This window comes from Legionella gratiana (assembly GCF_001467695.1).
GTDB classification, from domain to species: domain Bacteria; phylum Pseudomonadota; class Gammaproteobacteria; order Legionellales; family Legionellaceae; genus Legionella; species Legionella gratiana.
On record NZ_LNYE01000020.1, the window covers coordinates 458,318 to 482,688 of the forward strand.

Sequence of the window (24,371 nt, forward strand, 5' to 3'; positions counted from 1 at the left end):
GTTTTTAATTAATTATGGTTGGTGTACCGATAAACGTTCCTTTACATTTAGGAGTACTCCATACCACCCAAGTTTTACCTTGATCAAGCTCACTTAAAGTTTGTTGATACATCTTTATAGGTGTAGACCACTCTCCATTTGAGTCTTTTCCGCTAATTGTCGCGTTAACTACATTAAATAATAATCCGTCTTTTTTGGTACTGTTATAACTATTATATTTTACCCGTAATCCATTTAAAGTCTTTATCCCTTCTTTACTCAAGACTTGATCGACTGTAGTAACCATGACGGTTGGTGTATGCTTAAGACAATATTGTAATGTAACATCTTCTGATCTGGGCGTAATATTATCAAATACCGCCGTCCAGATTACGGATTTGGACGCACTTGCAATAGAGCTACAAAATAAAAAACTTGCCACAATAAATATTTTCTTCATCGTTAATGATCCCATTTGAAAATGCATTTCTATGCCTTTTATGTCGAACTCATTTTATTTATCACATCATTGTGATGCAAAAGCAAGTTTGATTTGCTTGAGTACAACGCATTCCTATTCTAAAGAATCGATTTTATATGGAATAAATAAGTATCTTATAAATCGAGATAATACAGCAATCAAGCAAAAGATACTCGTTATCCTATTGACAGCGCTATAAAATATGAGTACTTTAGCCCCAGAATGCCGAGGTGGTGAAATTGGTAGACACGCTAGCTTCAGGTGCTAGTGGGGGTAACTCCGTGGAGGTTCGAGTCCTCTTCTCGGCACCATTGCGGGATTTTAAAGCAATAACTAGTTCGAAGATAGCTCTTTGGGTTTTCAGAAGGCTATGGCGTAAACGAAGTGCATTTTAAGGTTATGCTCGCTGCTAAGGTTTAAATCCTGCTTCAGTAAACTCTCTTGCTTGTAGTTTTATTGCCAACTCTTCATCAGTTAATTCACTTTCGTCTTTAGAAGCATTTATTTCCGCATTTTCCATGATTGTTTTTCTATTTTTTATAAGCTCAGTTATTTCTTTTTTGTAATTATCAAATATCTCTTTAGGTAGCTCTTTTTTCTGTTCACTAATTGTTGCTTCAAGTGCTTGTTGTTCTTGTTCTGTTAAATGTTCGGTTTTAGGGTCCTTTTCGACAACGCGATGTTTAGCTACTTGAAGAGCTTCTGGATATTCAGGTGGATTGAGAAGATTAATAATCACTAGTTCCTCTTCTTCATTTAAGTGGGGTTTATACTCAGGTTCAGCACGAAACCATTGCTCATAGATAGGTTCTCTTACCTGTAATGTAGGGATATATTCACTAACAAAATTTGCGGTTTCTTCAGTTAAACGGTCACCCAATAGGGGCACTGCGAGATCCTTAGGTAGTACAGTTAAAGCCTTAATATAAAAGTTTATTTGTTCCGCGGAAGTGGTTAGTATAAGGAACTCGTGTTTTAAATCATTTTCTTCAGTGACTTTAGCTGTAGTTTGAACATGTTTTTTTAGTAAGCCAAAACCATGAGAATTGATATCATTGTCATTACCAAGTAAGGGTAATAATGATGTAAGTTGAGTATCATTTTCCTGTTCCACGTCAACGATTTCTTCTGTATTATTGCTTCTTTCCCAATGTCCGCCTACTTTTGCCCCATCAATCCCTCCTTGGTGATACATTTGGATTGTAGCAATTGGATTAGGGGCATGTGAAATTTCACCTCTATCATTTTTGACGTATTGAATACTGAAACCTAAATGTTTCCCTACATAACCAAATACTTCATCTGGTGATAAACTTTCATACCGAGCGGTATGAGCGTTAATTTCTGTCATATTACTAATATGTTGCTCGATAGGTAGTTCATTAGCACCAGCAACCATTTTCACAAATTCATCACCAGGCATTTTATCTTTCATAAACTCACGTAGTACAGGCCCCATAATGATCTGTGTATCAAATTCATTATATTTTTCCAATACATCTGCAAACTTACTCCAGGTAAAGGTATCAGGAGGAAAACCATAAAAAGTAGCAAATTTATTTTTTAAAAGTTCATAATCAACATTGTGTCCATTGTCATAAGGAGCGATGGTTTTAAACTTTATTATTTCATTTTTTAATTCTGGGGTTATCGCATGTAATGGGCAATTGTTTAATACAGGGGAAAGTTTGGGATAAGGCATTTTTTTCCTCCAAATTAATTTAATTATAGAAGAAAATAGTTGATTTTTTTCTAGGAGCTGTTGGCAATTGGTTTCTACTGTCCAAGTGTAGGGCTTTATATTTGAGGGATCTATTCAAAATCTTAAGTGACTAAAACTTTGGTTCTTATCACTTATTCGACTTAGCTAAATTATTCTCTGCTTGCGCTATATTTTTTAAAATTTTCTGAATTTTTTCTTCCAGTGTACACTCAGAGTCACTTTTTAAGAGCTCTTGGTTTTGTGTTCTATTATTGCTTATGTCATGTTTTAAATGAGTTATTTTATTATTTAGGAATGTGTTAAGTTTTTCTTTAATTTTTTCTATTTGGATTTTTTTGTTCGCTCCCTCTAATGCAGATCCATTAACATTTTTTACAGCAGACATCGTTCACTACCAAAATCAAGTGCTTATAATTAAAGTATATGTGTTCAACATTAAAGCACAATGATATTTTAATTCCAATTACACATGAGGTATTCTTTGTTGTTATGACAAGAGTTGCTTAATTTGTTCAATTAAGTAGCTCATATAAAGGAAGGATCATTGCTAAAGTGATACTCTAATAATATTTATTTGTCCTATAATTTAATTACGAAGCATTATAAGAGATTTCTCGTGAAAAAGAGTTTCATACTTATAATTTGTATTATTATCCTGCCATTTAATCTTTATGGAAGAACATTAAAAATAGGGATTTCACACTTTGATCCTCCTTTTGTTATTCAATTAAGTCATGAATATTTCTCTGGCTTTGATATTAATATGGCTCAATACATATGTAAGAAATTAGATTATGAGTATACGTTTGTTTCTATGGACTGGAATGAACTCATTGATGCAGTAGCTAAAAACGATGTTGATATAGCGGTAAGCGGCTTCACTATTCCTCAACAAGGATATTCTTCACAGGTTACATATTCTTTACCCTATCTAATTACAAAAATCCATATAATAGGATTAGACGATCATACCAAAAAGCCTCTTAATTTTGAATTGCTACATAATACAAATATCGGAATTACCGACAAAGATTATTTGGAGCAATTTAAAAAATTAAATCTTATAAACACCAAATTTGTTCTTTTCGATCAAGATGATGACTTAATTAATGCTTTAAGGGCAGGAAAAATAAAGTTTGCATTAATCGATTCGTATTCTGCAAGTTATTGGGATATTAACTCATCGGATACAATTAAGGATTTTGGGCCCATTCATGCCATTGAATACTTTACTGTTATTGCTATTAACTCCAAGGATTCTGCTCTGCAAAAAGAAATTAACGAAGCATTAATTGATTATCTGAATAGTCAGGAGTTTATGACTAATTACAAAGAAAATTTGGTTCATTTTCAAAAGTAACTAGCTGCTCTTGACACGACTTCTATTAAACGCTGATATCAATTCCCCCTGTAATCCCGTATTGGGCTTTCACTTGAGTTCCATAAAAGTTTTGTTCTATTGGGATATTAACGCCAAGATAACCGGAATAATTGGTATGTATATTGACTCTCATACCCAACAATAGATTAATAAAGTTTCCACCACTATTGGGATCAGGCACTCCTGCGATATTATCCTTTACAGCATATTCACCATTGAGCTCTAGAATGCCATCAAAATCCAATTTAGCTTGTTCACTCCTATAAAGCTCTAAAACAGTTGCAACATTATAGTCATATATTGAACCTAAAGTCGTATGCTGTTCGCCTTCAATGCCTTGAGTATAAATTAAATTTGCACCTAACGAAAATTTGCTAAATTGTCTCGAAATAATAATTCCAGCAAATGGAGTCCAAGCGCCACTCCCGGGTTGATCAGAGGCAGCAAATAAAGTCCCCGTATTATCTCTAGCTGTTGTCTTGCCTGTTGGGGCATTTATACCAGAAATGAAACTCAGTGAGACAGGGTATTTATCTTCATTAAGTACTCGCGATAAAGCAAAGATATTTGTATCACCTAACCCATAGGCACTACCTAAATTAATAACGCTTTCAACTTTTGTTGTTTCATTAAAGTGAGCAGCAGCAAAGGATATATTATCAACATATGGAAGACTTACACCAATGGTTAAATTATCCCCAAGCCCATAAGAAAGCAACAAATATCCATATAAATTGGCACTTAGATTTTCAGCTAAGGGATGTTGCAATAGCACTGTATCCGAAAAGGTGAGATTGGAATAATATTCTACTCGTTGACTAATCCCTATTTGACCTTTCTCCAAAGTATCCGCAGTTGAGGTAACAATCGGTTGACCTATACCCGCAGAATAATTAATTGTTTTTTGAGGAGTAGCTGCATAAAGATTAAAGAAAAAGCAGCATAAGCATATTACCCGCTTTATTATTTTCATTTCGTGTATAGGGTTTAAAGTTTTATTGTAACTTAGGTAGAAGTAATGCCCAATAGCTTTTAAGAGTTTCAATGGTTTATCGCATTCTCATTCTCAAGTTGACTGCATGTACTTCGGTTTTATATTTCCACTCTCCCCTGATAATGACCATAAAATATTGGCAATAATCCAAAAGAATACATTTTTTTCTTGTTGGATATTATGAATCTAAATTGATGAAAATAAAACATTTAATTGTGCTATATTTTAAACTAAATTGTGTCATTTAATACAAAAATTACATCCCATCTGCTGGTATAACAGGATAAAACGGAGCTTGGATAATGAAGCAATATGAAAGTACATATGCTCGCAATGTAGTTGAATTATTCGAAGAGTGCGTACAAAACTCTTCCAATAATAGTGCTCTTATTGATGAGAATGTGCAATACACCTACAAAGAACTCAATGAAAAAGCAAATCAATTAGCTCATTGTTTAATCTCTAAAAAAGTAGAAAAAGGCAGTTTTGTTGCTATATTATTAGATCCAGGAGCAGAATATATCATTTTTATTCTTGCGATTATAAAAATTGGTGCGGTTTATTTGCCCCTTGATAGTCAAGCTCCAAAGACAAGATTAAAAGAAATTATCAGCGATGCAAATCCAAGCCTTATTATCACTAATGATACCTATCAGCGATACCTGACCGAGGCAAATAAACATGTAGCCCTTACCAAACAACTTCATTTAGAATCAATAAGTTGCTCAAAAGAAAATTTAAACATCTTTATTTTGCCAGAGTCTGCGATTTACATGATATACACATCAGGCTCTACGGGTCGTCCAAAAGGAGTAATTATTCCTCACCAAGCGGTAGTGAATCTTACTAAAGTTGAAAATTATGCTCGTGTTCAGGAACATGAACGAGTTGCTCAATTTAATAATTTAGCCTTTGATGCCTGCACCTTTGAAATTTGGAGCGCTTTTTTAAACGGGGCCGCATTATGTATTATTCCTACTCGTTCACGAAAAAATCATACTGAATTAAAACATTGCCTCAAAGACAACAAAATAAATCATATTTTATTACCTACGGGACTTTTTCATCAACTTATAAAATCAGCAATTAAGGTACTCGATTCGGTTAATTCTATTGTCTTTGGCGGTGAACAAATTAATCTTGCTTTATTAAAAGAATTCATTAATTACAGAAAAAATTTAGAGATACCTACCCAATTAATTAATGGATACGGTCCATCTGAGGCCACAACCGTAGCTTGTCGCAAAACAATTGACATCAATAGGTTAGAGAGCGATGAAGAGCTTTCATCTATTGGAAATAAATTTTGTAATGTAGAAACTTATGTTCTTGATGAACATTTGAATTTAGTAAGGGAAGGAGAACTTCATCTTAGTGGTGTTTTGCTAGCACTTGGTTATCACAATTGTCCCGAGCAAAATGCGGAAAAATTTATTAAAAATCCATTTTGTTCTAAACCTCCTTATGAAAAGCTTTATAAAACTGGAGATTTAGTAAAAATACTTCCTTCCGGAGATCTCTTATATACTGGGCGGGTTGATGATCAAGTAAAAATAGGCGGTTTTCGTATCCACCTCAATGAAATTGAACAACGTTTGATGAAACATCCAAACATCAGTCTTGCTGCTGTAGTCGTTGAGTTAGGAGGTGAACATCATAAAATGTTAACGGCCTATATTGTTTTTTCGACAGAAGAAGAGATAACCCATGCGGATGCTATTCGCTCTTTTCTAGCTCAAGAATTACCTCCATACATGCTTCCTTCTAAATATGTGATGGTCGATGAATTACCCTTAACTCGAATAGGAAAAATCGATAAAAAATCATTGGATAGTATCCCTCACACCGATTTGTCATTTCACATAGATACCTCATCTTCGAACGATATTGAAGAAAAAATAAAAAATATTTGGAAGTATTTATTAAATCGTCCCAACATTGAAACCCATAAAAATTTATTCGATTTAGGTGCTAATTCACTGTTTATTACAGAAGCATGTACATTAATTAACAAGGAACTCCAATCTGATTTACAAATATCCGATTTGCTGACGTACCCCACTATTCATAAATTAAGTCAATATTTATTAGGGGATGTTGAGGCTCATGAAATGCGAAAAAAATATTCTGGACTTCCATTAAACATCGCGATTGTTGGAATGAGTTGCCGATTCCCAGGAGCAAATTCAGTGCACGAATTTTGGGACAACCTATGTCAAGGAAAAGATTGTTTAACTCGATTTAACGAAAATGACTCCCAAAGTACCTCATCAGATCACAGCAACTACGTGCCTGTTAAAGGAATTTTATCTGATATCCAAAGCTTCGATGCCTCATTTTTTGGATTTAATCCTACTGATGCAAGCATCACCGATCCGCAGCAACGTATCTTTCTTGAGTGTGCTTGGGAAGCCTTAGAACATGCAGCAATAGCACCTAGCAAATTAAAATCAACGGTCATCAGTGTTTTTGCAGGAATGACCGACAGCACTTATTTGCATGAGAATCTATTAAAAAATCAATGGTTTTGTAATGAGCATGATACTTTTCAGCAACGAATAGCAACGAGCATGTGCATGCTCAGCACACAATCGTCCTATAGGCTCAACCTTAAAGGGAAAAGCGTCAATATCAATACGGCATGTTCCACAGGTTTAGTTACAGTGGATCAGGCCTGTCAAGATCTTATTCTTTTTCATAGCGATATTGCTTTGGCAGGAACCAGCTCAATCACGGTGCCACAAAATAAGGGTTATATGTATCAAAATGGCAGCATTGTTTCACCGGATGGTTATTGCCGTCCTTTCTCGAAACAGGCTAACGGAACAGTATTTTCAAATGGAGTTGGGGTTGTAGTGCTAAAACGACTCGAAGATGCGATTAAAGACAACGATACTATTTATGCGGTTATTAAAGGAAGTGGTGTCAATAACGATGGTGCTGACAAGCTTGGATTTACAGCACCTAGTTTCAGCGGGCAGATGGAGTGTATTCGCGATGCTCTCATGCAAGCACAAATTTCTTCAGAAAATGTCAGTTTCCTAGAAGCTCATGGAACAGCAACAGCCTTAGGAGATGTTATAGAGATCAATGCATTGAACACAGTCTATCGTGAGCAAACCGATAAAAAGCAATTTTGTGTGTTAGGTTCAGTAAAAGCCAATATTGGCCACACTGATGTCACCGCAGGCATTGCAGGACTCATTAAAACAGCGCTTTGTTTATACCACAAAAAAATTCCGCCACTAATCCATTTTGATGAAGCCAATCCTGATTTATCTCTTGATGAAAGTCCCTTTTATATTAATACAGATCTCATGAATTGGAAACAAAACCCTAGTAAACGGTTCGCAGGGGTTAGCTCTTTTGGTATAGGAGGAACCAATATTCATATGATTTTAAGTGAACATAATCGTCATCAGTTCGATCATAATGTTCCTCCAAAGCGGGAAGAATTAATTCTACTCTCTGCAAAAACTGAAGCTGCCTTAAAGCAACATGTTCATCAATTTTCTGACTATTTACAATCCAATTGCTTTGCAGAAGAGCAACTTGCCAATATTGCCTATACGTTACAAACTGGACGAGAAGATTTTCAATATCGCCAATTTGCAGTTGGTTCTGATCCCAAATCAATTATAAAAGAACTCAAAAAAAGCCCTATTTTCTTTTATGACGAAGATACTCATCATGAAATTGTATTTATGTTTAGTGGCCAGGGAACACAATATCATCATATGGCTATGGATTTATTTGAAAAGTCCCCTTTTTTTCGAAAACTGATTCAACAGGGTGTTTCATGTGCAGCAACTTATTTAAATTGTGACCTTTTAGCAATCATATGCACTCCTCAAGAGGAACAATTAACTCATACCGAATACACACAACCCTCCTTATTCATCATCGAATATGCATTAGCGCGACTGCTTATAGAAATAGGAATAAAACCAGAGTTACTCATTGGCCACAGTATCGGAGAATATGTGGCTGCTTGTATTGCCGGTGTATTTTCTTATGAGGATGCGATTGCTTTGGTATGTGAACGTGGTCTATTGATGGCTAAAACAGCACAAGGAGCTATGATAACTCTAGAGTGCTCCGAAGATGAATGCATTGCTTATCAGGAAATAGCCCATATTGATCTTGCCTTACATAATGCAACACATCACTATGTATTTTCTGGAACTTTAGAAGCCATTCAGAATTTGGAAGATCATCTGGCCAGCATCAATAAACCCTATCAAAAGCTACGAGTCAGCCACGCGTTTCATAGTCGGTTAATGGACTCTATTGAGAAACCGTTCAAAGACATCTTTGCAAACATTATTCTTTCACCTCCTAAGCTCCCTATCGTTTCCAATGTAACAGGATCTTGGTTGTCTGCAACAGATGCAATGAGCCCTGACTATTGGTATAAACATTTACGGCATAGTGTGCAATTTTACAAAGGGATCGATCTATTACTTCACGATAAACATCCCTTTTTCTTAGAAATTGGTTTGGGGCAATCATTATGTAATTTGGTTAAAGAAATTTCTGCAGGAAAAGCTAATGTGGTGCATACGTTACCGAATCATCATCAATGTAGTTCGGATTTACACCAACTGCTTCTTGCGTTAGGACATCTATGGACAAAAGGTGTCGCCATTAATCTAAAACCAATCGAGGCTTATCAAAGTAAACAGCACATCAGTTTGCCCACTTATCCATTCCAAAAACAACGATATTGGATTGATGCAAATCAATCTCATCAACAATTGGTGCAAGGAAAACCATGTATGTATCAACAAACTTGGTCTCGTTATGCAGCATATACACAAGCCATTTCTCTTTCTTTATCATCGCTAAAAGAATACAACTGGATAATTTTTAAAGATGAATCGAAATTGGGTGATCATTTTATTTCGTTATTCATGAAACATAAAATTCAACCTATGGTCGTAACTTTGAGAACGCACTATAAAGAACAAAATAAACTCAATTATGAAATTAATCCTAATCAAAAAAAAGATTATCTTAATTTCGTTCAGTCTATCAAAAAGAACAATAAAACACCTGTTGTGCTGCATTGTTCTTCCTACACCAATCAAAATAACCAACATCCTTCCACAAAAGAAATAGATACACAACTTACTCGTGGACTTTATAGTCTTTTTTATTTAGCACAATCGTGTGTTGAAGAGTTAGGTACCAATAAACCTATAAAAATAGCGGTTATTACTCAGGGAGCTCAGCAGATCATTGGTTCAGAAATAACCAACCCACTTAATGCCACGCTTATTGGCGCATGTCGCGTGATGATGCAAGAACATAACTGTTTAACATTTAAATTATTTGATCTTAACATCCAGGAAAATCCACACAATAACAGTAAATTGCTTCATAAAATCATTGACATATGTATGAATAGCCAATGGAATGAAGAATCATTAATGATTCCGTTACGAAACGGATATCAGTGGAACCTGATGTATGGTGAAATCAAACAAAGCCAATCCAGAGTGAATCGCTTAAAAGATCGCGGGGTTTATCTAGTCACAGGAGGTTTAGGAGGTATCGCGTTAAGTTTCTGCGAAGCAATTGCAAATACGGTGCATCAACCTACATTCATTTTACTTTCGCGAAGCTTATTTCCACCTGAGCATGAGTGGAAAAACATTTTTGAACGGAAAAATAATGCTTATGACGAAAAAATAAAGCAAATAAGAACGTTACAACAATTGGGCGCTACGATTGTTTTTTATCAGGTGGATATCAATCAACTCGATCAATTAGAATCTGTGATTCATCAATGTATTACTCGCTTTACTCATATTAATGGGCTAATCCATACTGCTGGAGTATCAAGTCCTAATCTCATGATCGATAAAGCAAAAGAAGAAATAAACCAAGTTTTGCAGCCCAAAATAAATGGGACTTATAACTTAATCTATACGTTACAGAAGCAGCAACTTGATTTTGTCGTCTTAACCTCTTCCCTGGCTGCATTATTAGGAGGATTCCAATATATGGATTACTGTGCCGCGAACTCAGGTTTAGACTCCTTTGTCGCAAGTAATCTGTTTTCATTTTCTTCATTTGTCGTCAGCATTAATTGGAATACTTGGAGCGATGTGGGCTTAGCAGCTAAAGCAGCAGCACAAGGAGTGTCGCATTTTATTGGTAGAGGCAATGATATATCCTCATCCGATGGCAAAAAAATATTTTTAGAAATATTACAAGGGGTTGAATCTCAAGTTGCAGTCTCTAATATTGATATTAATTCTTATACTAAGTCGACTGATACCCAGCATGAAACATTTTTACAACCTAACCCTATAGTAGCGCGCCAACACATCCCGATTAAAACACAATATGCCGCTCCTACTAATGAGACTGAATCTAAATTAGTTCAACTTTGGCAAAATATGTTAGGGATTGACTCTATTGGGATTTATGACGATTTTTTTGCATTAGGAGGACATTCTCTAAGGGCACTGAATTTAATTGAAAAAATTAATCGTGAGTTTCATTGCACTCTCCCTGCGACACAACTCTATCGCACCGCGACCATTAAGCACTTATCTTTAGTCATCAACGATGGTTCGGACATGACAAAGGATCATATCCTCGTGCCATTAAAAAAGGTGCTCCAGAAGCCTCCTTATCTCTTTTTGTGTCACCCAATCATTGGGTTGCCTTATTGTTTTAATCCGTTAATCTCACAGAGTGATTTACCTCTTTCTATTTATGGGGTTCAAGATCCAAGTATCGATGCGAATCAAATGCTCTATGACAATCTTCTTGACATGGCCAATGACTATTTCTTAGCGATAAAAAAAATTCAACCAACCGGCCCTTACTTTTTAATGGGTTATTCTTTTGGGGGAACTGTTTTTTATGAAGTAGCCCATTTGATGCGTCAAGAAGGCCAAGAAGTTAAGTTACTCGCTTTAATAGACAGTTGGGCAATAGACTCGCAATTACACCAAGATGAGCATTATTTTAAAAATATGCTACAAAGAATAGATGAAAAGCCATCTAAGCAATTAATCGATCTTGCATGGGAACGAGAAAAGCTTCTTAGAAATCATAGTATTACTGAAATGAACCAAAAAATAATTCTTTTTAAAGCATCACAACTCAATGATGAGTATAAAGCTATCGATCATGAAGATAATGGATGGTCAAATTACAGTAAAGAAACCATCATTTGCCATAAAATCAATGGAAATCATGATACTATTATTGATAGGGACAACAGCAAGCAGATATTAGCGCTTATAAAAAGTGAACTGATCAACCTTGGGATTAATAATGAAATTCTCTAAAAAAGAAATTAGTTCCTTTGGAAAATTATATGATCTGTCAAAAACAGCATTAATTGCTGTAAATGAAAAACTAGTTATAAAGTATCTTAATTCCTGTGCTAGAAAACTGTTGTACATCACAAAAAATATATCTGTTATTGATAAACCTTTGTTCCATACTTTGTTGCACGCGAATCTAGCCCACATTATAAACCGTAATGGAACGATACGGTGTGTGTGGAACGATACCGATAATGGTGTCTTGCAAAAATGGGAAAAAATTTCTGTATCTGTTGAAAAAGAACAATGGTATTTATATCTGTGTCACTCTATTGCAAATGAAGATAAAAATAAATTAGTCAGTGTCCAGTCACAAAATACCAGTTACCTTAATTCCATTATTGAAAACCTCCCACAGCTTGTCTATTGGAAAGATAGAAATGGAGTTTATCAAGGAGGAAATAAATATGCGGCTCAAAGTTTAAATTTAAATAATACCTCTGAAATTAAGGGCAAAACCGATGATGATTTTGGATGGAGCGAAGAACGAATTAAGAGCTTACGTGACATCGATAATTTAATTATTCAAACCGGAGTTAGTTGTGTTGTCGAAGATGCGATACCCATTAACGGGTTAGTAAAAATTTATTTAACAAGCAAAACACCGCTACGTAATGAGCATGGAGAAATAATGGGTGTGCTTGGTATTTCAACGGATATATCCGAACAAAAAAAATTAGAAGAAGATCTGCGTAAGGCCACAATTGCAGCGGAAGCGGCCAACACAGCCAAAACAGAATTCATAGCGAATATGAGTCATGATATTAGAACACCCCTCACTGGTGTGATAGGACTATCAGAAATTTTAGAACAAACTCTGCAAAGTCCGGAAGAAAAAGAAAAAGCACATTTATTGCATGACAGTGGAGAGGAATTATTGCACATGCTCAATCAGGTTTTAGATGATGTACGTGCGGAACGTCTTGATGAGCAAGACATTCATGAGGAATCATTTGACTTGTACCAATGCATTGAGGAGCTTATTCGCTTAGAAACTCCTGCTACTGCATTAAAGCACCTGCAACTCAAATCGGACATCGCATCTAATGTACCTCGCTACATCATTAGTGATCGCAATAAAATCCATCGCATTTTACTTAACTTGCTAGGCAATGCGATTAAATTTACCCAATCAGGTCAAATAACTCTAGGAATTGAGTGTTTACATCGTTCTGACACTCATGCTCATCTTAAATTTAATGTCTCTGATACCGGTATAGGCATTCCAGAAGAAATACAAGAGCATATCTTCAATCGATTTTTTAAAGTCAGTTCCTCGTACAAAGGACTGTATGATGGCCATGGATTAGGACTACATATTGCTCAATCCTATATAGCATTACTAGGCGGTCATATTACCGTAACCAGTAAGGAGGGCATAGGAAGCACTTTTCATTTTGATTTGAAATGTGCATTAGGACAGCAAAAAGATAACGTTAAGACAGATTTACACACTCCCTTGCTCTTTACCCAATCACCACAAAGAACGATTCATATTTTGATTGTTGAAGACAATCAGATCGCTTTAAAAACTATAGAAATGTTTCTGTCTCAAAAAGGATATACTTTTACTTCCGTGACCAATGCAGAAGAAGCAAGAGTTGTTTATCAAAAGCAGCCATTTGATTTAATGATTACCGACATAGGATTACCTGGTCTTTCAGGAGTTGAATTAACTACCCTGATTCGTAAGCAAGAATTAGATACAGGAGCTTCTCCTTTACCTATTATTGGCCTTACAGGACACATCCATGAGAGCGCTTATAAAGAATGTCTTCATGCAGGGATGAATGAGATATTAAGTAAACCTCCGCCAATAGAGGTATTACATACCCTAATTCAACAACTTACCTTGCCCCCTGTAGCACAATCCATAGAGATCTTAAATAATACGTCCTCATTTAATTTTGGAATAGGTTTGCCAAATTCAGAAGAAGAGCTCTTTCAATTAAAGCATTTTGCGACATTTGATGAAACGTTCGCACTGCAACAAACTAAGGATAAAACATTACTCGTTACTTTATTACAAACCTATCTGTCTCAAGAAATGCAGCATGATATAGTCCTGTTGCAACAGGCTTATGCTCAAAAAGACTGGAAAAAGATAGATGATCTTGTTCATAAAATTAAAGGTGGAGTGACTTATCTTGGCGCTCAACGAATGCGCTATGCTTGCCAATATCTAGAGTGCTATTATAAAGCAGGGCATCGTGATTTACTCGACAAACTTTATTATCAACTCATGCATGTTAATGAACAAACCAATAATGAGCTGAGACTTTGGTTAGAAAATAACAGTGATTCATATTAGGTCCTGTTGACAATTCTACTATCCTGGCCAAAATGGCGCGATTTCATGCGATCAGATATTCTCATACTTCATGTATGCTGCATTTCGGTGCCCTAAAATTACGCCATTTTGGCTCAGTCTAGCGAATGGGATCTTTCTCAAGATAAAACAAAAAATCTCAAATTGTCTATACTAAATCTACTACGTTAACAAAAAATATACCTAACGAGTAAGAATTATTTTAAACATAACTATGAGGCAAAATAAAATGGACTTAAGTAAGCGCATAGAACCTAAAACTTGGGCTTTTATAGAAAAGATCAATAAAATCGGAGGAAAACCTCTTTATGACCTTCCAGTTCAAGAAGGGAGGGCTATTTTTGATAAACTGCAAGAATTATCTTTGGAAAATACAGAGCTAAAAGTAGACATTGAAAAACATCTGATTCAACAAGATTCTCAAGGTAAAGTAAATATTCGCATTATTCGTCCTCAAGGTACAAAAGAAAAACTACCTGTAGTGATGTTTTATCATGGCGCAGGTTGGGTTTTTGGCGATTGGACAACGCATGGGCGTCTTGTGTGTGAACTTGCAGTGGGTACGCACGCTGCTGTTGTATTTGTAGAATACAGTTTGGCTCCTGAAGCACAATACCCCACTCAAATCGAGCAGGATTATACTGCATTAAAGTATGTTGCTGAACATGGTCAGGAATTGAATCTTGATACTTCTCGTTTAGTGGTTGCAGGAGACAGTGTTGGCGGCAACATGGCTGCTGTAATGACTCTGCTTGCTAAAGAGCGTGGTGGGCCAAAGATTGATTATCAAGTGCTTATATATCCAGTAACTGATGCGAATTTTGAGACAGATTCTTACAAAGAATTTGCCGATGGACCTTGGTTAACCAAAAAAGCAATGGAATGGTTTTGGGACAATTACTTACCTGATAAAGAAAGAAGAAAAGAAATCACTGCTTCACCATTACGAGCCAGTCTTGATCAACTTAAAGGACTGCCACCCGCACTTGTAATTAATGGTGAGTGTGATGTATTGCGAGATGAAGGTGAAGCATATGAGCATAAGCTTAATGCAGCGGGAGTCCCGGTCACTGGAATTCGTCATCATGGCACAATTCATGATTTTCTGATGTTAAATGCTCTTGCCAATACCCCAGCATGTCGTAATGCAATCGAGACGATTAATAGTCATTTGCGCATGGTATTCGCTGAGAAGCATTGAGTACTTTGAGTAGAAGTATACTGTCATTACACCAGTATACTTCGAGTTTCATTAGGGTGGTTTAAAATCAGAGACGCGTTGATTTTCTGAGCATCTTTTCTAAAACCTGTAAATAGAGGCTCTTCATATCCTCCTGGAACTCCATTTTTTGAAAAAACAATTTGCCACAATTGCGTGTTGCGGGCACGAAAAGTACCGGCACATGCTAATAAATAATAACGCCACATGCGATAAAAACGATGATCATATCGTTTTTGTAATTGTTCCCAATTTTTTTCAAAACGCTCATGCCATGCCATTAAGGTATGATCATAATACGCACCAAAATTGACCCAATTTTCCATAATAAATAATCCCTCTGATGCTTTACTAAGCTGTTCCATAGAAGGAAGCATGCCATTAGGGAAAATATATTTGCTAATCCAAGGGTCTCCTGCCGTTTGAGTTAGAGTGCTACCAATGGTATGTAATAAAAAAAGACCATTGCCTTTGAGACAATCTCTAACTTTTTGCATATAAGTACGATAATTTTTATAACCTACATGCTCAAACATGCCTAATGAAACCACACAATCAAATTTTTCATGAATATCACGGTAATCTTGGAAACGAATTTCAACGGGTAAACCCGAACAATTTTGTTGTGCATAATTGCACTGTTCTTTGGAGATAGTAATTCCTACAACGCTAACCCCATAATTCTCCGCCGCATATTTTGCAAAAGCACCAAATCCACATCCTATATCCAATACATGCATGCCTGGTTCAAGCTTCAGTTTTTGGCAACTTAATTCCAATTTATTGATTTGTGCTGTATCGAGATCACTGGTATTTCTCCAATAAGCACAAGTGTAATTCATGCGTGTATCTAACATTGATTCAAATAATTCATTGCCCAGATCATAATGTTGTCTGCCTACTTCTAAGGCACGTTTTTTAGATTGATAGTTAATCAGTTTGAGAAGTAGTAGTTTAGGCCATAGTCGTTTGTTGGCTTTAATTTTTTGGTCAAGATGAGCCTGGAGAACTCGAGTAAAAAACTGGTCGAGATTTTTACAATCCCACCATTCATCCATATAGGCTTCACCAAGTCCTAAAGCACCATGATTAAAAACACGTTGATAAAATTGTTCATTATGAATTTGAATATCCCAAGGATTAGAGCCGTTGAGAGAAACGCCTGCTGAATGCAGAAGGTCCAATGCAATTTTTTTGATCATTCCTTGACTCATAAGTAGATTTATCCTTTTTTGCTGCAAAATTCAAGAACGATTAAGCAATGTAATTCCTGTTTTTATATTACTTAGCTTATCCTGAAAAATAAATGCTTCAAATCATTTTCCTAGAAATAGAGTACCAAGCTACCTCCTTATTTTCATATGTTCCCATTCCTACATAGTTCATGCCAGCTTTTTCCAATACACGACGTGAACGCTCATTTTTAGGATGAACATCGGCAACAAGTTTTTCTATAGCGATGTTTTGAAATCCCCAAGTAATGAGTGTCTTTGCAAGTTCAAGACCATATCCTTTATTCCAAGCAGTTTTATGCAATGCATAAGCAACCTCAATATCAGGCTGGCTATCGTTGTAGGCAACATAGATTAGTCCGGCGCGGCCAACAAATTGGGTACTTTCTTTTTCAAAGACGCAACCGAGGCTAAAGCCATATTTCTTATAGTGTGCCATGGCTTTCTCTAATCCAGCCATTATTTCAGTTTCGGTGCGAATGCCTTGGCCAATATATTTCATTACATCAGCATCAGTTTGTAACGCATATAAGTTATTAAAGTCTGCCAATTCAGGCGCTGTGATAATTAAATTTTTGGTTTCTAAAAAAAGGTTCATAGTACTCGCTAGTAAAAATTTATGTACTAATGATATAACCAAAATTAGTTCTAACCACAATAGTTATATGAAGTAGGTAAATTCCATGGTTGTACTTTGCATTTCATCATAAGAACAGAATCTATATAGGGCTGGTTTTGGCTCTATACTTTTTTGTTTCAGTAAAAAATTCATAAATATCAAAGACTAGAAAATATGCTTGAGTTTGTAGGGCCAAAAGTCGACGAATATATGATATCAAATAATTTTATATCATATATCAAAATAATTTATTAGATTTATTAAATTATCTTTGGCTAAATGCTTACCCAAGTAACCAAACATGAGGATATCTTAATAATGTATAGTAAAAAGCCCGGTACTGAACCTTTACGAGATAAATGGACTAAATACTTTGTCAATGATATTGAATGCGAACGAGAGGCTATTTATCAAACTATTCTGGATAATAAATTTTATACTGACTCAATTGCTCTGGCTAAAAAATATCACTTCGAGTTACATGAAAAAAACATAAAAGAGGAGAGAATAGGATATGCTCTACATTATAAGGAAACAAAATCAGATAAGTCAGAAAATCGATATGCATATTTCAGCTTAAATACTAAAGAGTTTATAGCTAAGCATAATCCCACTAGTAACGAATATAAAATACTTGTTGAGAGGATGAGCCATGCCCTCGACATGATTTATGAAGCCCAGCAAGACTATGCTCAGTATTCTGAAAAATTACGCACGGCAATACGTAATTGCATGATATTTTTTTGTGAGAATACAAATGACATGACAGCTCCCTACACTGAAATCGCATATAAATTATCAATAGAGCTCTTCGTTTTTTTAAGTGATATACTTGCTTTCGGCCTATCTGAGGGTAAAGTGTTCAATCATAAAGAACTTCCTTCATTAGTTGTCGATTTGAGTGGCATTAAAGAAAAATGGAATGTCAATTGGGCAGATAGCAAAAAGTCACAATTTGTTAATGAATATTTATCTATCCTGCTGCAACAAATGGAGTCTATCCGTGAGCTTTGGATGAGGAGCGATTTATTTGACGAGTCCTCTAAAAATAAAATGGCTGATATATTTGCTGAATTTAAACTAATGATTAAACTTCAACAAGTTAAAAAGGATACCTTAGATAAGGCATTAGCAAATGTACACGATCGATTAACTCTATCTAACAATAGTTATAATTTTTATTATCAACCTCAATCGACTAAGGAAGCTAATGAATCTGAATGTCCAAAGTTATCTAATACGTTTAGGTAAGCTTTACTCTGCAGAAAAGTTCTCAAAATGATTTTCCTGAAATTTTCGGTCTCCGAATTTTTAGAAATCAGAATCAAATGATCGGGCATTAGCCCGACAATTAAATAAAAAATTCATTATTTTCACAGGATCATTGAAGTATATTTTTTATCTATGGCCATTTAGGCTGGTTTACTCCTAGCGGTAGTGATGGTTTATCCCAATATGGCGGTGTTTCGGACATTTTCAAAACAGGCAAAAGATGTTCGATTTCTCCGAATTCTGTTGTTGTGTGTGTCAATAAGTATTTTATTTGTTCGCTTGTCGGTATTTTATAGGGTGAGAAATCTTCAATAACTCTCCCTAACTGTTTAAACCAATGTGCAGTTTGAGCTAAAGATACGCGCACCAAATAGCTTCCTCCGTCAATCGTTCGTCTTCTAAGAGCCTCCATTGCACCAGCAGCAGCCAAAAATCCAGTTAAATAATCTAAAGACTGTGCGGGTAAATGTTTTGGTATTTTTGAATCACTTTGCTCATGTACAATTCCTGTTGCCGATTGAACTAAACTATCATAACCATGGCGATTAGCCCAGGGACCTCTATGTGAATAGGCACTAAAAGTAATATAAATAATCCCCGGACGATATTTGGCAAGCATTTCTGGAGACAATCCCTTTTCAGCCAAACCACCAGGACGATAAGCTTGTACAAAAATATCCGTTTTCTTAATGAGTTGAATAAGACGCCCTATATCTTTATTTTTATTTAAATCGAGGTACGCAGAAAGTTTACCAAAACCTGTGTCTATAACCAATGGTAAAATGTAGGGTAATTCAGGGCTAGAGATAAGCATCACTGTTGCACCATGTTCTGCTAAAGTTTTACCACAAACTGGGCCTGCGATAACTCGAGTTAAATCCAGCACTTTGATCCCTGATAATGGCCTGTTGCCCTTGGGTAAGGGTTCCGGCTTACTGGCGCCAATTTTAATAATTTCTATTAAGGGTAGGTTTTCAATTGCTTGAGATTGCGGATGTTTTTTCCATTCATCAGGAGTTCGAACTAGAGCAGCACATAAACCTAGATTAGCGAGAGCTTCTTCTAATTGATCGGCTTGCCAATTTTTTACAGCAGCAGTGACGGAGGTCTTATTATTTTCACAATGTAAAAAAGAAATGACACCCTGTTGATGATGGGGGAAATTACAATGAAGCTGTATCCATCGATTATCTTGAGTTTGATAAAAACCAGAAATAGGACTCCATAAATCGAGACAGTCACCATCAATAACTTTGATATATTCATGTGAGCGTTGTGCAATAGCAGCATCTTTCACTGTAACACTAATCTTTTGTGCTCTATGATTTCTTAAAGTCCATAACTCCGAAGAGACATATCCTATTATCGCAATAACTGCTGCTCCTGCTTCTCCAATTAGAAAAGGGCTGGGTAAAATAGGATCATTTCCAATGATAGTCACATTATCGACATGATGCATTGGTGTTTCAAGTAATTGCAACAAAGCAATGAATAGTTCCATTTATTCTTATCTCGATATAAAGGAACATTGTAACATTTTTTATTAGGGTGTGCATGGGCACACCCTAAAATAGGACTATTTCGAGCGCCTAATTTGGCTTATTCAATAGTCCAGCTTATTTCACCAGGAAGAGAACTCCACCAGCTGCCAATTTTAGCAATGTAATCAGCGTGAACATTGTTTGAACTAGAGTAGTCGCCAGAAACAGCTCCTGCATACATGACACATAAATCTTGTCGAGAAACAATGCTGATTGTTTTGTTGTCACATTCATACTCCAAACGAATACTTGGACCAGCAGTATAAGTTTGTTGCAGCGTGAAAGAGAGAGCCTTCTCTCCATTTTCAATCACTCCAGGTACTTGACCAAATATAACTTCGCCATTCATTAAATTGGTTGAACGCAAAGTACAGGCATGTCCACTTTTGTTAAACACTGAGACATTCAAATTACCACAATTATTTGCATGAGCTGAATATACACCGGCAATCAAGGGTAGAGCGAGTAACATTTTATTTTTCATTATTATTCTCATTAAAAAACATGACGCTACGGAGTATACACTTGGTAAATTTGAAGATCAATGCGTGAAATCCTAAGTCATATTCATGAAAAATCATTATCATTTATCCGATTTTTCTGGAGCTAAAACAGGAATCAATTCTCTTTGTTATTAACGTAGATCGGGCTTTGGTCCGACAATTTTTTGTGGTGCATTATTTTTTAGGATAAAGGAAATATGACCAGTTCTTTCTAAATAGGCAACAGCGACATTCTTATAAGAGGGGCTATTTATTTGTTGACGCATTTGTTCTTGTAAGTCTTTTTTCGTTATATTTAATTGATTCAATGTTTTTGTTTGAAGTACTCCATTTTTAATAAGAAGATAGCGTCGTCCTTTAAAAATATGTTCAAATAATGAAAATTTTCGACATCCTACAGCCAAAATTTTATGAACCAATATTAATCCTAATAAAGCAATAATCGTGGATAATAAAGTGGTAGAGCCATTTATTCCCCTGCTTATTAAGCCACCCGAAACAACGATACTTAAGAGATCAAAAGAATTATTTAAATGAAAACGTCGGTTACCAAAACGAATAATAAGTGTAGAAATTAATAATAAAAGAATGGATCTTATAAAAACATAGATTAAAGCGTGATCTTCATTAATTAAATGTAAAATAGAAATCATAAATTTCTCAAAATTAAAATTGAAACACTAGACATTAACACTGGAAGAAAACCTCTTCAATCAAGGTTACTTTCGTGTAGGTGGTTGGAACTCAAATTACATTTGTCTTCCATGTCTTCAGCAGCGCAATGGTAAATTCTAAATAAAAAAACAGTTCGATATAAAAAATCACTTTATTTTTTATATCGAACATTAGTTATTGCTTATATGTCTGAATTCATCGCATTAGCTTGATCTTTTCTTTCTAAGAAGAATTTATGATTGGGGTAGAACGGAAGCAATTTTATAACAAAATCATAAGCCATTATTAAAGCACCGACGGCAAAAACGACATCCCCAGGAATTCGTAACCATTGCCACAATAAGGTTGTATTATAAAACTCCAAGCTTCTTGAGTGAGCAAACCCATGTTGGTACACATCCATTAATTGCGCCCAACCAATCGGAAAGAAATTCAGCAAAATCCATAAAATCAATCCAACATTATAAAGCCAAAATGCCCAAGTACCTAATCGATCACTCCAGGGTAATTTATTTCCTGTCGCGAATCTTAAACAAAAGTAGATAAGACCCAAAGCCAGTAAACCAAAGGCGCCAAATAAGGCGGTATGAGCATGATTTAAACTTAGGAATGTTCCATGCTCATAATAGTTAATTAAAGGAGCATTTAAAGTTCCACCACCAAAAACACCCGCACCAATAAAATTCCAGGCTGCTGCTCCAAGGATATATAAATAAGCTAAATTATACGAAAACACTTTTTGTTTTTTAATTAATTGCAGTTCTTCAATGGAATTAATGATTAACAAGGTTAATGGTAAAACCTCAATAAAAGAAAACATCGTTCCTAAAGGTACCCACATCTCAGGTGTTCCTGTCCAATACCAGTGATGACCTGTGCCTAATACTCCGCCCAGAAAAATAAGAATGGCTTCGAAATAAACAGTTCGCTCTACCAAACGCCTGGAAGCTAAGCCAACACCCATTAAAAGATATGAGGTTGCACAAACCGTAAAAAACTCAAACGATTGCTCTACCCACAAATGAACAACCCACCATCGCCAAAAATCAGTGATTGTGAATGACTTCTCAATTCCTGTTAATGGAATCATTCCGAAACAATATAATAGGGCGATATTAATCGTACTTGCCCAAAAGAGATTTTCCAGCCTTATACGTCCAGTCCAAAACTCGATACTAGCCGTTTTCAACTGTTCCCAGTTTGGCCACATTCCTCGAAAGACAATAAAACACCATAAAAACAAACCAATACAAAATCCGATTTGCCAAAAGCGTCCCAACTGCAAGTAAGACAAACCTTGGTTGCCAAACCAGAACCAAGCCCTATCAATATAACCCATAATACCTAAATAATTCCCAATAATTGCTCCTGCAACAATGAATAGCGTTACCCAGAATAAAATATCAACTAGGAATCCTTGTCCTTTAGCTTCTTGACCACTGATAATTGGTGCTAAAAAAATGGCAGCACTAATCCAGGCAACTCCAATCCAGACGATAGGGGTTTGGATATGCACGTCTCGCAAGAAATTAAAAGGCAGAAAGGTTGAAATATTTATTCCATAAAATGCCTCACGTTCCGAATAATAATGAGCCATCACTGCACCTACACCAATTTGAATTAATAAAACTAACGAAACGAAAATAAAGTATTTACCAACTTTCTTCTGGCTAGGTGTTAATGATTTAAAATCTAACAAGAATGGGGTCTTAATGCCCACATCAGGCGCACTTAAATAGCGATGATAAATATAAAGAACTACTCCAAATCCAAAAAAAACAAAACAATATGAAATCCATGTCCAGTAAAAGGTTGAATCTGTAGGAACATTTCCCAGTTCAGGTTGATAAGGCCAGTTATTAGTATATGAAAACGTTTTACCGGGTCTGTTCGCCACGGTAGTTAAGGAAGAGTAGATAAGAAAATTTGCTGTTTGCAATGCAGTTTGATTATTTAAACTATAAGCCTGTGTCCAGCCTGCTGCAAAATCATGTTTAAGAAGAGTGTTAGTGATTTCTAATTGCAGTTGTCGAATAGCCTTACTGAGAGCAATAGGTAAGGTTAAAACCGTTTGGGATAAATCGATAGTTTTTAACATCCTTCGCATTTCTATCTGAATCTCATATTTATTCCCTTCAGATAAAACGGTTAGAGGTTGGGAGAATTTTTGTAACGCTAATTCATTTTCTACAATTTGACCAAGACGAACTAAATATTTGGCAGTGTAATCTTCGCCAAAATATGACCCCATCCCATACAAACTCCCATAATCCATTAAATCAGCTTTCTGAAATCCAGCCTTTCCTGCCATGATATCTGAATCAGTCATTAAAAGTTGGCCATCTGAGGCAAAAAACTTTTGAGGAAGGGGAGGTGATAGTTGATAGGTTTTTAAAGTACCCCAAATAAGAACACCAAAAGAAATTATAGCAGTTAACAATAAAATCCATTTTAAGACATTGGATACAGGATCTTTTTCAGTCGGATTATTTAAAGAGACTTCGGTAACAGTGGTCATTTCAATCCTTGAATAAAATTAGGGTCTGTTTACAATTTTACTATTTTGACCAAAATACTTTAATTTTCTGGGCTACGATGCTCACATACTTCGTATACTTGCGCTTCATTGCTCGAAAATCAAGTTATTTTGATTCAAGCTAGCTGATTGTAAACAGCCTCTAACTATTTAACAAATAAAAGAAAGATGCCTGGGTAATTTGATGGCTGCTTATGCAGATCGAGAGTGGATTGAGCGCCAAGCGATTACCAGCAATAAAACCTCCAATTACCACAAGCATTTACCCGAATTACAATCTGATTTAGCCAATGAAATATTAAAAGATCCCTATAACTTTGATTTTCTGACCATTCAAGGCAAAGTCCATGAGCGATCTATTGAAAATGCTTTAATTACGCACATACGTGACTTTCTCATTGAGCTGAATCTTCTACACATCTTGTCTATCGCAAATAAAACAGGATCCAATTATTTCTTTTGCAGAAGGAGGCGGTATTGAGAGCATCGTCACCCTCTGCGTAAGCAGGGGGTCTCGTAAGCGTATGACTGCAAGGTG

Annotated in this window: 16 protein-coding genes and 1 tRNA gene; 7 read left to right on the forward strand and 10 right to left on the reverse strand. The window is 35.7% G+C overall.

Going from position 1 to position 24,371, the window contains the following annotated elements:
• Positions 1-4: 4 nt before the first annotated feature.
• A complete protein-coding gene (locus Lgra_RS06775) occupies positions 5-454 on the reverse strand; it encodes a hypothetical protein (protein ID WP_238584384.1) in 450 nt (149 codons plus the stop codon).
• 230 nt (positions 455-684) lie between these two features.
• Between Lgra_RS06775 and Lgra_RS06780 the strand changes: the two genes are divergently transcribed.
• Positions 685-771 (forward strand) — tRNA-Leu (locus tag Lgra_RS06780).
• A gap of 98 nt (positions 772-869) precedes the next feature.
• Here Lgra_RS06780 and Lgra_RS06785 read toward each other — a convergent pair.
• A complete protein-coding gene (locus Lgra_RS06785) occupies positions 870-2,162 on the reverse strand; it encodes a hypothetical protein (protein WP_058498495.1) in 1,293 nt (430 codons plus the stop codon).
• Positions 2,163-2,310: 148 nt separating this feature from the next.
• Positions 2,311-2,568 carry a hypothetical protein gene (locus Lgra_RS06790; protein ID WP_058498496.1) on the reverse strand — a complete coding sequence of 86 codons (258 nt, stop codon included), beginning with the start codon at positions 2,566-2,568 and terminating at the stop codon, positions 2,311-2,313.
• A gap of 231 nt (positions 2,569-2,799) precedes the next feature.
• Between Lgra_RS06790 and Lgra_RS06795 the strand changes: the two genes are divergently transcribed.
• A complete protein-coding gene (locus Lgra_RS06795; RefSeq protein WP_238584385.1) occupies positions 2,800-3,543 on the forward strand; it encodes a transporter substrate-binding domain-containing protein in 744 nt (247 codons plus the stop codon).
• 25 nt (positions 3,544-3,568) lie between these two features.
• On the opposite strand, the gene Lgra_RS06800 is transcribed toward Lgra_RS06795, so the two are convergent.
• A complete protein-coding gene (locus tag Lgra_RS06800; protein WP_058498719.1) occupies positions 3,569-4,537 on the reverse strand; it encodes a hypothetical protein in 969 nt (322 codons plus the stop codon).
• Between the two features lie 323 nt (positions 4,538-4,860).
• Between Lgra_RS06800 and Lgra_RS06805 the strand changes: the two genes are divergently transcribed.
• The 3 genes from Lgra_RS06805 (at position 4,861) to Lgra_RS06815 (ending at position 15,437) form a co-directional block, all read left to right on the forward strand.
• Positions 4,861-11,868: a type I polyketide synthase gene (locus tag Lgra_RS06805; RefSeq protein WP_058498498.1), complete on the forward strand. Its 7,008-nt coding sequence runs from the start codon at positions 4,861-4,863 to the stop codon at positions 11,866-11,868.
• A complete protein-coding gene (locus Lgra_RS06810; protein ID WP_058498499.1) occupies positions 11,855-14,218 on the forward strand; it encodes a PAS domain-containing sensor histidine kinase in 2,364 nt (787 codons plus the stop codon). The genes Lgra_RS06805 and Lgra_RS06810 overlap by 14 nt, the downstream gene beginning before the upstream one ends.
• A 247-nt stretch (positions 14,219-14,465) precedes the next feature.
• Positions 14,466-15,437: an alpha/beta hydrolase gene (locus Lgra_RS06815; protein WP_058498500.1), complete on the forward strand. Its 972-nt coding sequence runs from the start codon at positions 14,466-14,468 to the stop codon at positions 15,435-15,437.
• Between the two features lie 26 nt (positions 15,438-15,463).
• On the opposite strand, the gene cfa is transcribed toward Lgra_RS06815, so the two are convergent.
• Together cfa and Lgra_RS06825 are read right to left on the reverse strand one after the other, a co-directional pair.
• Entirely contained in the window at positions 15,464-16,669 is a 1,206-nt protein-coding gene (cfa, locus tag Lgra_RS06820) for a cyclopropane fatty acyl phospholipid synthase (protein ID WP_058498501.1), read from the reverse strand.
• Positions 16,670-16,766: 97 nt separating this feature from the next.
• The gene (locus tag Lgra_RS06825; RefSeq protein WP_058498720.1) at positions 16,767-17,285 is read right to left on the reverse strand and encodes a GNAT family N-acetyltransferase; all 519 of its coding nucleotides are present in this window, start codon (positions 17,283-17,285) and stop codon (positions 16,767-16,769) included.
• 339 nt (positions 17,286-17,624) lie between these two features.
• On the opposite strand from Lgra_RS06825, the gene Lgra_RS06830 reads away from it, so the two are divergent.
• Entirely contained in the window at positions 17,625-18,557 is a 933-nt protein-coding gene (locus Lgra_RS06830; RefSeq protein WP_058498502.1) for a hypothetical protein, read from the forward strand.
• Between the two features lie 151 nt (positions 18,558-18,708).
• On the opposite strand, the gene Lgra_RS06835 is transcribed toward Lgra_RS06830, so the two are convergent.
• From Lgra_RS06835 to Lgra_RS06850, 4 genes are all read right to left on the reverse strand, one after another.
• Complete coding sequence (locus Lgra_RS06835; RefSeq protein ID WP_058498503.1) at positions 18,709-20,079, reverse strand: CoA transferase; 1,371 nt, start codon at positions 20,077-20,079, stop codon at positions 18,709-18,711.
• A gap of 98 nt (positions 20,080-20,177) precedes the next feature.
• Positions 20,178-20,603: a hypothetical protein gene (locus tag Lgra_RS06840; protein WP_058498504.1), complete on the reverse strand. Its 426-nt coding sequence runs from the start codon at positions 20,601-20,603 to the stop codon at positions 20,178-20,180.
• 150 nt (positions 20,604-20,753) lie between these two features.
• Positions 20,754-21,275: a DUF421 domain-containing protein gene (locus Lgra_RS06845; protein ID WP_058498505.1), complete on the reverse strand. Its 522-nt coding sequence runs from the start codon at positions 21,273-21,275 to the stop codon at positions 20,754-20,756.
• A 203-nt stretch (positions 21,276-21,478) separates the two neighbouring features.
• The gene (locus tag Lgra_RS06850) at positions 21,479-23,815 is read right to left on the reverse strand and encodes a nitric-oxide reductase large subunit (protein ID WP_058498506.1); all 2,337 of its coding nucleotides are present in this window, start codon (positions 23,813-23,815) and stop codon (positions 21,479-21,481) included.
• Between the two features lie 202 nt (positions 23,816-24,017).
• On the opposite strand from Lgra_RS06850, the gene Lgra_RS18260 reads away from it, so the two are divergent.
• The gene (locus Lgra_RS18260; RefSeq protein ID WP_058498507.1) at positions 24,018-24,314 is read left to right on the forward strand and encodes a PDDEXK nuclease domain-containing protein; all 297 of its coding nucleotides are present in this window, start codon (positions 24,018-24,020) and stop codon (positions 24,312-24,314) included.
• Positions 24,315-24,371: the final 57 nt, after the last annotated feature.